Below are 10376 nucleotides of genomic sequence, written 5' to 3'. Positions count from 1 at the left end.
GGTCATACCAGCGGGCCAGCAGCCGCGAACGCAACCAGCTGACGAACGGGAAGAACCGACGGCTGTGGAGCGGGGCTGAGGGGAAAGCGGTTCGTGCGGCCATCGTCGTCTCCTTGATCTCACCGGAGAATAGTGATTATCTGACAAGAACGCTTCGATGAGGAACGAACTATGCGCGAAGGACCCGACATCGCCCGCATCGCCAGCCTGGTCGGCGACCCGGCACGCGCAAACATGCTAAATGCCCTGATGGGCGGCACGGCGCTGACGGCAAGCGAGCTGGCGCTCGAGGCCGGCGTCTCGCTGCCGACCGCCAGCTCGCACCTGGGCAAACTGATGGAAGGTGGGCTGCTCACGGTGGCGAGCCAGGGCCGGCATCGCTATTACGGCCTCGCCGGACCGCAGGTGGCGGGCATGATCGAAGCCATCACAGGCGTCGCGGAAGCCGTCGGTCCAAAGCGTGTGCGGCCGGGTCCGCGCGATGCAGCGATGCGCGTGGCGCGCGTCTGCTACGATCACCTCGCCGGCGAGCAGGCAGTGGCGATGCTCGACCGGCTCGTCGCCAAGAACGTACTGGTCCGCGACGAACAAGAGATCAGGCTCGGGCCATCGGCGGCTTCGCATTTCGCCGCGATCGGCATCGACGTCTACACCAAGCCGCGCCGGCCGGTATGCCGCGCCTGCCTCGACTGGAGCGTGCGCCGTTCGCACCTCGCCGGCACGCTGGGCGCCGCCATCCTCGACAAGATCCTTGCCGAGAAATGGGCGCGCCGCGAGAAGGACAGCCGCGCGGTGATTTTCTCGCTGCCGGGCAAGCAGGCTTTCGAGAAGGTGTTTCTGAGCTGAGGAGCCGACGCTGATTTCGTCACGCTGGCAGGCCAGAGGGGGCGCGAAGGATCGCTGCGCTGGCAAATTGCGCGAACTACCCCCGCTTCAACGCCTTCCCCTGCTTGAAAAATTCCCTCCACGGATCGGCTTTCGCCAGCTGCTTCAGCGTCGTCTTGTCGCCGATCGGGAAAGCGTTCGGCGGCAAGCCGGCCTCGATCTCTGGCCAGGTCACCGGCATCGACACGGTGGCGCCCTTCTTGGCGCGCGAGGAATAGGGCGCGACCGTCGTCGAGCCCCTGCCGTTGCGCAGATAGTCGACGAAGATCTTTCCCGTGCGCGCTTTTTTCGACAGCGTCGCCGTGTAGCGATCGGGGGCACCCTGCTCCAACGCGCGGGCAAAGTCATGGGCGAAGCCCTTCACCGCGTCCCATTCGGCAGACGGCTTCAGCGGCACCAGCACGTGATAGCCCTTGCCGCCCGAGGTCTTGACGAAATTCGGCAGCGACAGCTCGTCGAGCTTGCCTCTGATATCGAGCGCCGCCTCGCGCACCGCCTTCACGTCGACGCCTTCATCCGGGTCGAGATCGAAGATGATCTGGTCGGGCTTTTCGATCTCATCGATCGTGCACCCCCAGATGTGGATCTCGACCACGCCATACTGGACCAGTGCGGCAACACCATCGAAATCCCGGATGAACAGGATCTCCTCGCCGTCGGTCGGGTCCTTCATGCGCGCGATCTTGTCGCTCATGCCAGCCGAGGCATGCTTCTGGAAGAAACGCTGGCCGCCGACACCGTCCGGCGCCCGCACCAGGCTGAGCGGCCGGTTGACCACGAACTGTTCCATGCGCGGCCAAACCTGTGCGTAATGGTCGAGCAGGCCCTGCTTGGATATGTTTTCGTCCGGCCACAGCAGCTTGTCGGGATGCGAGAGTTTGACCGTGGTCGTCATCGACCCGGCGGCTTTGCCGCCTGATGCCGGCTTGGCCGTGCTCTTGCCTGTCGATGGCTTGCCTGTCGCCGCTTTGGGCTTTTCCTGCACGACTTCCTCCGCCGGCTTGTCCTCGCGCAACCCCTGGAACGAGGCGTGGCGTATTATACGGTCCGAGGTCCAGCTGCGAAACTCCACTTCGCCGACAAGTTCAGGCTTGACCCAGACCAGGCCCTTGCCCTTCGGCACGGCGGTGGAGAAGGGCGATGATTTTGCCGTCAACGCATCGAGTTTTGCCTTCAGCTCATTGGCGCCCTTGCCCGAAAAACCAGTGCCGACGCGGCCGGCATAATGCAGCTTGCCGCCCTCGTGGAAGCCGACCAGGATCGAGCGCAGGCCGCGCCCGGTCTTGTCCGACGGCAGGTAGCCGCCAATGACGAACTCCTGCCGCGCCGTGCATTTCGACTTCACCCAGGTTGGGCCGCGGCCGCTGCGATACGGTGCATCGGCACGCTTGGAGACGACGCCTTCCAGGCCCATCCGGCAGGCATGCTCCAGCATGATCTTGCCGGGTTCGGCGAAATGGTCGCTGAAGCGGACCGCCGCATTGTCGGAGTGTTCGCCGAGCAGTTCCTGCAAGGCCTGCTTGCGCTCGACCAGCGGCTCGCGCCGCAAATCCCTTCCATCGAGGCGCATCAGGTCGAACACGTAATAGATGAAACGATTGGTCCGCTTCGCCGACAGGTCTTGCTGCAGCAGCGCGAAGGACGAAACACCACTGTCGGCCAACACCACCACCTCGCCATCGAGGATGGCGTCGCTGCACTTCAGCCCGGCCAACTCCGCGACGATCTCGCCGCCGAATTTCTTCGTCCAGTCGAGGCCGGTGCGGGTCAGCAGCCGCACATCGGTGCCGGCGATCTGCGCCTGCATGCGATAGCCGTCGAACTTCACCTCATGCAGCCAGTCCTTGCCCGGCGGCGCATCACGCTCGAGCGTGGCCAGCTGCGGCTCGATAAAGTCGAGGCGTTTGCCGGCTTTTGTCTTGACGGCGGCCGGCTTGTTGGAATGCCAGACTTTCGGCTTCTCGCCCTTCGCGGTCTTGCCCTCGCCGACCTCCTCGATCGTCAGGCCGGACTTCACCGATTCAGGCGCTTCCTTGAGGATGTCCTCGCCGGGACGCGCTGCGGCATCGTCCGACTTGATCAGCAGCCAGTTGTCGCGCTTTTCACCCGCTCGCGGCTTCAGCCGCACCAGATGCCATGCCCCATGCAGCTTGTGTCCCCTGAGCTCGAAGCTGATATGGCCCTTTTTCATCGCCTTGGCCGGGTCGCTCTCGGGAATCCAGGTGCCCTCATCCCAAACGATAACCGAACCGCCGCCATATTCGCCCTTGGGAATGGTGCCTTCGAACGGCGCATAGTCGATCGGGTGATCCTCGACATGGACAGCCAGTCGCTTCTCATGCGGGTCGAGGCTCGGGCCGCGCGTCACCGCCCAACTCCACAGCACGCCGTCATGCTCGAGCCGCAAGTCGTAATGCAGCCGCGTCGCGGCATGCTTGTGGATGACGAAGATGCCGCCGGCCTCGCCCTTCTTGGTCCGGGCGACCTTGCCGGCCGGTTCGGCGGTTTTCTTGAAATCGCGCTTGGAGTGATATTGTTCGAGGCTGGCCATCCGTTGGGTTCCTCACGCCGATTTGCGTTTGGGCGCGCTGGCTTTCGACTTTGCGCGTTTGGCCGCTGGCCTGGCCTTCGCCGACGAAGATGTTTTCGATGACCCGGTGTTCGACAGGCTCTTCTTCAGCGCGTCGAACAGATTGACGACATTGGAAGGTTTGGGCGCCGCCTTGGCCTTCGGCGCCTTGTGGCCGGCCTTCTTGGCGCGGATCAGCTCCAGCAGCGCGTCCTCGTATTTGTCGTCGAATTTCGAGGGATCGAACTTCGTCTTCTTCTTGTCGATGATCAACTCGGCCAGATCGGTCATCTCCTGATCGGTCTTCACGGGCTCGATGTCGCCGAAGACGGTGTCCGGTTGCCGCACCGTGTTGTCGTAGCGCAGCGTCGTCAGCACCATGCCCTTGCCGAGCGGTTCGATCACCACCGGCCGTTCGCGTCGGTAGAGCACGATACGCGCCAGCCCGGCCATCTTCTTGCCCGCCATCGCATCGCGAATGACGGCGAACGCCTCTTCCGACACCTTGTCGGTCGGCGCCACATAGTAGGGCGTGTCGAGATAGATCTGCTGGATCGAAGCTTTGTCGACGAAGCCGTCGAGCGCCATCGTGTGCGAGGATTCGATCTGCACCGCCTCGATCTCGTCTTCCTCGATATGGATGAAATTGCCATCGTCGAGTTCATAACCCTTGATCTCGTCCTCCTCCTCCAACGGCTTGCCGGTTTCGGCATCGACATAGAGGCGCTTCACCGTGTTGCCGGTCTTGCGGTTGAGAATGCGAAACGAGACCCGCTCCGTATGGGTGACGACATTGGTCAGTTCGACGGCACAGGTGACCAGCGAAAGCTTCAGATAGCCTCTCCAGGCCGGACGCGGCGCCATGATATCTTCCCTTCAGAACCAGATGAAGGTGAGAACGGACAGATCGCGCTCCAGTTCCGCGCTCCCGCGCCGATCTGGATGCCAAGGGGCCGCCTGGTTGGTTCTGGCCGCCAGCACGGAAATTTCGCGGGCTCGGCAAAAGTTGAAACAGAACCGCGCGCAGGCGACATTCAAACGAAACATATGTGATGCAAAAGTCACATTGGCCGGAATGCCAACCAACTGCACGGAAAGACCCCGAATCAGCCGCATTCCAGCCACGAAGCAAGGCATTTTCGACCAGATATTAACATCACGTTCACCGACTATTCACGCCTCGACGCTATGATGACCGCAATTCGGAAGGGACATCCGAAAATCGGGACAGGGACAAGGTAATGAACTTCCTCGCGCACCTCATCGGCTATGCCGCCGCCATCCGCGAATTCGTCGCGCCGACCTACCGGCCCGAACGCTATTACATGCGCGGCCCCGGCCCGGCCTGCGCCCGTCGCGGCAACTCGCTGGGCGCGCACTGATCATGGCTTTCGAAAATCGCCACAACAGCCGGATCTGCAGGCCGGCCGCCTCTACCCGCGCCACCACCTATCGCGCCGAGCGTCCCGCTCTCGCCGACAGGCGCCGTGCGACATCGTCACGGCTTTGATACCATCGCTGGCCGGCTTAGTGTCATAGGACACGAGCAGCCGAGGCCAGCGTGACGGACCATCCTCAACCAGTTCGACCCCAGTCAACTCGTCCCTTCGAAGCAGTTCTCGACTCACGCCATCCATTGATCGTTTTCGATGGCGTCTGCGTGCTCTGCTCCGGTTTCGTGCGCATGGTGGTCAGGCTCGACCGCCAAGGCCGTTTCCGCTTCGCCACCGCGCAGTCGCCCTTCGGTGAAGCGCTGTTCCGGAAGCATGGACTGCGCACCGACTCTTACGAAACCAATCTCGTCCTGATCGACGGCGTCGCCTTCACGCGGCTGGACAGTTTTGTCGCCGTCATGGCGGAACTCGGCTGGCCTTGGCGGGCGGCCAAGGCACTGTTGCTGTTGCCGCGCCCGCTGCGTGGTTGGCTCTATGATCGCATCGCCAGGAACCGCTACGCCCTGTTCGGCAGGAAGGATGCTTGCGACATTCCTTCTCCGGAGCTGCGCAAGCGGTTCCTTGGCTGAGGGTGTGGCTATGCGCTACCGCGGCTGGCTCGTGCCATCCGGCCGGCACGGCTCGAGCACGATCGGTCCGCCTGCCGTCCTCCCCAATTCCCGGCAGCCCTGAACCGTGCACAGTGTCCAGCCGTCGCTGGTTGCACCTGAAGCGGCGAGCACGACGCGCCGCTGCGGGCCGACATCAGGCGCATAGCTCCACCAACCCTCCTTCAGCACCGCGCCTTCCGGTGGCTCCATGCCGGCGCCCGAGCCCTCGATCCGGGCTTCGACCACCTGCAGGCTGGAGGACGTGACCTTCCAGTCTTCTTGCCAGCGCGTCCGTTCCACCGAATGCGTCCAGGACAGCGTGAAGGCGGCGACGGAGAGCGTTACCGTCTTGCCCGCGGCCAGGATGCACAGGCTCATGTTCTGACTGAAGCCTGCCGCGCGCGAAAACAGTGCCAGCCGATCCAGGCCAGCGCCAGCACCCAGCCGGCCTCGTCGGTGAGCGGCACCGCGGCGACCAGCAGCACGCCGGCCGCGAAGGCGACGAGCCGCTCCCACCACGCCATGCGGGTGACCAGAAAACCGACGGCGGCGGCACCCCACAGCACGATGCCCATGCACGCTTTTGCGACGATGTAGGCGACCTCGACGGGATAGCCGAACTGGGCGGCGATCGGACCTGCGTCCTGCAGCATCAGCGCCGGCGTGTAGACAGCCATGAACGGCACGACGAAGCCGGCAATGGCCAGCTTGGTCGCCTGGATGCCGATTTTCAGGCCGCTTTCCCTGGCCATCGGTGCGGCGGCGAACGCCGCCAGCGCCACCGGGGGCGTCAAATCGGCCATGATGCCGAAATAGAACACGAACATGTGGCTGACCAGCAGCGGCACGCCAAGCTCGAGCAGCGCCGGCCCGGCCAGCGACGAGGTGATGATGTAGTTGGGAATGGTCGGAATGCCCATGCCCAGCACCAGGCAGGTGACCATGGTCAGCACCAGCGACAGGAACAGATTGTCCTCGCCGATCGAGATGATCCAGCCGATGAAGGTCGAAGCGATGCCGGTCAGCGTCAGCGTGCCGATGACGATGCCGACAATGGCGCAGGCAATGCCGACCGGCAGCGCGTTCTTGGCGCCTTCGGCGAGCGAGTCGACACAGATTTGCAACGTCTCGCGGCCGCCCTTGAACGTGAAGCAGGCGACGACCAGTGCGGCGATCACCAGGCCGAGGAGGTTGACGCCGAACTTCATGAACGAAGCGGCGGCAAGCCCGAGCGCGATCCAGAACACGATGCGGAAGGCCAGCGGCCCGATCGCTGCCGCCAACGGCGTGCCGAGGATGAGCACGATGGTCAGCGCCAGGCCCATCGTGCCGGCGAAGATCGGCGTATAGCCGGCAAACAGCAGGTAGATGAGCGCGGCCAGCGGCAGCACCAGCGGCCAGTGTTGCCGCACCGCGTCCCACGGATTGGGCAGCTCGGCCTTGGCCATGCCGTGCAGGCCCGCCTTGCCGGCTTCCAGATGCACCTGCCAGAAGCAGGCGCCGAAATAGAGCAGCGCCGGGATGATCGCCGCCTTGACCACTTCGGCATAAGGCACGTTCAGCGTCTCGGCCATGATGAAGGCGACCGCACCCATTACCGGCGGCATGATCTGGCCGCCCATCGAGGAGGTCGCCTCGACGGCGCCGGCAAAAGCCGAGCGGAAGCCGAAGCGCTTCATCAGCGGGATGGTGAACTGGCCGCTGGCCACCACATTGGCGACGCCCGAGCCGGAAATGGTGCCCATCAGCGCCGAGGACAGCACGCAGACCTGCGCCGGGCCGCCGCGCCACGAGCCGACCAGGCCAAGCGCGAAATCGTTGAACAGCGCGATCATGCCGGCGCGTTCTAGAAAGGCGGCAAAGACGACGAAGATGAAGATGTAGGCGGCCGAGACATAGATCGGCGTGCCGTAGATGCCTTCGGTGCCGTAGGCGAAGGTGTCGACGATCTGGGCGAAATCATAGCCGCGATGGATGAGCGGCGGCGGCAAATGGTTGCCGAAAAAGCAGTAGGCGAGAAAGATGAAAGCGATGACCGCCAGCGGCAGGCCCATCAGCCGCCGCGCTGCCTCGAAGACCAGCACCACCAGCACCGCGCCGACGACGAGGTCCGGCGTGGTCAGGAAGCCGGAGCGGCGGATCAGATCGGTGTAGAACAGCCAATTGTAGAGGCCGGTGCCGAAGCCGAGCGCCCCGAGCGTCCAGAACGCGGCTTTCGCCGGCATGCTCTTGGCGCGTAGATTGGCGATCAGGCCAAAGCCGAGCAGCAGCAGGAAGCCGACATGCATGGCCCTCACCACCTGGCTCGGAATGCTGCCATAGGCGGCGACATAGATCTGGAACACGGAAAAGGCGACGGCGATGAGAAAGGCGGCCTTGCCCGCAAGGCCGTCGCCGAAGCCCGGCGGCAGCCCTTCGACCTGTTCTTCGACGGCAGGCAGATGGAAGGTGGCGGATTTGCCGTCGGTTGATGTTCCAGACGTTGCTTCGGTCATCCGACGGACCCGCCCCTACTTCAACAAGCCCTTCTCCTTGTAGTACCGCTCGGCACCGGGGTGCAGCGGCACCGGCATGCCGTCGAGCGCCTTGGCCGGGTCGATCGCCTTGGCGGCGGCATGTGCCGCAGCCAGTTGGTCGAGATGGTCGAACATCAGCTTGGTCATCTGGTAGGCGGTCTCGTCGGAGACATCGGCGCGGGTGATGAGGAAATTGCCGACGGCGGCGGTGGCGACATCCTCGCTTTGGCCTTCATAAGTGCCCTTGGGAATGACCACCGACAGATAGGGCGCGCCGATCTTGGCGACGTCCTCGGCCGGCACCGCCACGACATTGATCGGCACGGAGGTGGCGAGGTCGCGGATCGAGGCGACGCCGAGCCCGGCCGATTGCAGCGTGGCGTCGAGCTGCCGGTTCTTGATCAGCTCGACCGATTCGGCGAAGGGCAGATACTCGACCCGGCCGAGATCCTCATACTTCAACCCGGCGGCGGCGAAGATGGCGCGGGCGTTGAGCTCGGTGCCGGAGGCCGGCGCGCCGACCGACAGGCTTTTGCCCTTGAGGTCGGCCAGCGTCTTGATGCCGGACTCCCGGCTGGCGACGATCTGGATGTAGTTGGGATAGATGGCTGCGATGCCGCGCAACTTATCGAGCTTGCCGGGGAAACCGGCCTCGGCATTGCCTTCGGCGGCCAGCTTGACGGAATCGCCCAGCGCAAACGCGATCTCGCCCTTTCCCTGCTGCAACAGATTGAGGTTTTCGACCGAAGCCTTTGTTGCCTGCACCTGGGTGCGGGCGCCTTCGATGCCCTTGCCGTAGATTTCCGACAGTGCCACGCCGAGCGGATAATAGACGCCAGATGTGCCGCCGGTGAGCACGTTGATGAATTCCTGCGCCTTGGCGGAAACAGCGCCTAGGCCAAGCGACAGCGCCACGGCGCCGGCCGCAACAAGTTTCGTCCTGAAATGGAACATCTGATTTCCTCCCTGAAATAGCAGCCGCATCACCTCCCTGACGCGAACAGAAGCGAGTTTAGACAGCGAGATGGAAATGCCAACCCGCAATCCCATGCGTTAGACGAATGGTTGAGTGCGGGATGCACAGATGGCCGCTTGCGTGAAATGTCTTCGGAGCCGAAAGATTTTTCCAATGCCTGTCGAAATCGGCCAGGGCCGCGCGACATACGTCCGGCTCGCAAACGAAGCAGCCTTCGAAACAACGGGAGAAGACCATGCGATACATGCTTTTGATCTACGTCAATGAAGCCGCGATGGCGGCCGCGCCGACCGATAAGACCTACGAGATCAGCGCTGCCTATGGCGCGTATACCGATGCGTTGAAGAAGTCCGGCGCCTGGCTGGCCGGCGACCGGCTGAAGCCGACCCAGGCCGCCACTTCGGTGCGGATGGTCAATGGCAAGACCAACGTGCTCGATGGCCCCTATGCCGACACCAAGGAGCAGCTTGCGGGCTTCTACATGATCGAGGCCGAGGATGCCGATGCCGCTATCGCCTGGGCGGCGCGCTGCCCCGCGGCCAGCGCCGGCACGGTCGAGCTGCGGCCGATCTGGGAACAGACCATGTGATGGAAAGTGGCCTGGAGATCGCGCGGGCGGCAGCGGAAACCGCCGCCCGGCAAAGCTACGGCAAGCTTGTCGCCTGGCTCGCGGCCCGCACGCGCGACGTGGCCGCAGCCGAGGACGCGCTGGCCGATGCCTTTGCCGCCGCCCTCGAACGCTGGCCAAGAACCGGCGTACCCAAGAAACCGGAAGCCTGGCTGCTGGCGGTGGCAAGGCGGCGCCGCGTCGATGCGGTGCGGCGCCGGCTGACCAGCGAGGCCGGCCGCGAGCATCTCAAGCTGATTGCCGAGGAAGCGGAGGCGCGCATGACCGACGAAGACCTGCCCGACGAGCGGCTGCGGCTGATGTTCGCCTGCGCCCATCCGGCGATCGAATCGAGCGTGCGTTCGCCGCTCATCCTGCAGACGGTGCTGGGGTTCGACGCCGCGACGATCGCTTCCGCCTTCCTGGTCTCGCCGGCAACGATGGGCCAGCGCCTGGTGCGAGCCAAGTCCCGCATCCGTGAAACCGGTATTCCGTTCCGCGTGCCGGAGCAGGCCGAACTCGGCGAACGGCTGGATGCGGTGCTGGAAGCGATCTACGCCGCCTTCGCCGAAGGCTGGTCCGACCCGGCGGGCACCGAGACGCGAGGGCGCAATCTGGCGACCGAAGGCATTTGGCTCGGCCGGCTGGTGGCTTCGCTGTTGCCGGAGGAGCCGGAGGCGCTGGGCCTCCTGTCGCTGATGCTGTTTGCTGAGTCGCGCCGCGCCGCACGGCGCAGCGCCGCCGGCGACTTCGGGCCGCTGGCGGAACAGGATTGCCTT

11 protein-coding genes are annotated in these 10376 nt (G+C 64.3%); 5 read left to right on the top strand and 6 right to left on the bottom strand.

What is annotated here, in order from left to right; translation table 11 throughout:
- Positions 1–171 precede the first annotated feature (171 nt).
- Complete coding sequence (locus EN914_RS11000) at positions 172–846, top strand: helix-turn-helix transcriptional regulator (RefSeq protein ID WP_013528648.1); 675 nt, start codon at positions 172–174, stop codon at positions 844–846.
- Positions 847–922: 76 nt separating this feature from the next.
- Here EN914_RS11000 and ligD read toward each other — a convergent pair whose 3' ends face one another.
- Genes ligD through EN914_RS10985 form a run of 3 tightly spaced genes read right to left on the bottom strand, consistent with a single transcriptional unit; the run spans position 923 to position 4546 of the window.
- On the bottom strand, positions 923–3436 hold the full coding sequence (gene ligD, locus EN914_RS10995) for a DNA ligase D (RefSeq protein WP_024502195.1): 2514 nt from the start codon (positions 3434–3436) through the stop codon (positions 923–925).
- A gap of 12 nt (positions 3437–3448) precedes the next feature.
- Positions 3449–4318, bottom strand: coding sequence for a Ku protein (locus EN914_RS10990; protein WP_024502194.1), 870 nt, complete (start codon positions 4316–4318; stop codon positions 3449–3451).
- 12 nt (positions 4319–4330) lie between these two features.
- Entirely contained in the window at positions 4331–4546 is a 216-nt protein-coding gene (locus EN914_RS10985; RefSeq protein ID WP_127218916.1) for a hypothetical protein, read from the bottom strand.
- A gap of 149 nt (positions 4547–4695) precedes the next feature.
- Here EN914_RS10985 and EN914_RS10980 point away from each other — a divergent pair, with 149 nt between their 5' ends.
- The gene (locus EN914_RS10980) at positions 4696–4836 is read left to right on the top strand and encodes a hypothetical protein (RefSeq protein WP_013528645.1); all 141 of its coding nucleotides are present in this window, start codon (positions 4696–4698) and stop codon (positions 4834–4836) included.
- Positions 4837–5015: 179 nt separating this feature from the next.
- Positions 5016–5477, top strand: coding sequence for a thiol-disulfide oxidoreductase DCC family protein (locus tag EN914_RS10975; RefSeq protein ID WP_024502192.1), 462 nt, complete (start codon positions 5016–5018; stop codon positions 5475–5477).
- Positions 5478–5492: 15 nt separating this feature from the next.
- On the opposite strand, the gene EN914_RS10970 is transcribed toward EN914_RS10975, so the two are convergent.
- The 3 genes from EN914_RS10970 to EN914_RS10960 are packed head-to-tail and all read right to left on the bottom strand — an operon-like array spanning position 5493 to position 8968.
- Entirely contained in the window at positions 5493–5876 is a 384-nt protein-coding gene (locus EN914_RS10970; protein ID WP_024502191.1) for a DUF1850 domain-containing protein, read from the bottom strand.
- Positions 5873–7993, bottom strand: coding sequence for a TRAP transporter permease (locus EN914_RS10965; protein WP_024502190.1), 2121 nt, complete (start codon positions 7991–7993; stop codon positions 5873–5875). Before EN914_RS10965 ends, EN914_RS10970 begins: the two co-directional genes overlap by 4 nt.
- 15 nt (positions 7994–8008) lie before the next feature.
- Positions 8009–8968, bottom strand: coding sequence for a TAXI family TRAP transporter solute-binding subunit (locus EN914_RS10960; RefSeq protein WP_024502189.1), 960 nt, complete (start codon positions 8966–8968; stop codon positions 8009–8011).
- Between the two features lie 257 nt (positions 8969–9225).
- On the opposite strand from EN914_RS10960, the gene EN914_RS10955 reads away from it, so the two are divergent.
- Both EN914_RS10955 and EN914_RS10950 read left to right on the top strand, forming a co-directional pair.
- The gene (locus EN914_RS10955) at positions 9226–9579 is read left to right on the top strand and encodes a YciI family protein (RefSeq protein ID WP_013528640.1); all 354 of its coding nucleotides are present in this window, start codon (positions 9226–9228) and stop codon (positions 9577–9579) included.
- Positions 9579–10376 (top strand): DUF6596 domain-containing protein (locus EN914_RS10950; RefSeq protein WP_281034653.1); only part of this gene is annotated, 798 nt, incomplete at its 3' end. The genes EN914_RS10955 and EN914_RS10950, both read left to right, overlap by 1 nt.

Origin of the sequence: Mesorhizobium sp. M7A.F.Ca.CA.001.08.2.1 (genome assembly GCF_003998455.1) — a bacterium.
GTDB lineage: Bacteria > Pseudomonadota > Alphaproteobacteria > Rhizobiales > Rhizobiaceae > Mesorhizobium > Mesorhizobium ciceri.
This window is presented reverse-complemented; position numbering and strand designations above follow the sequence as displayed.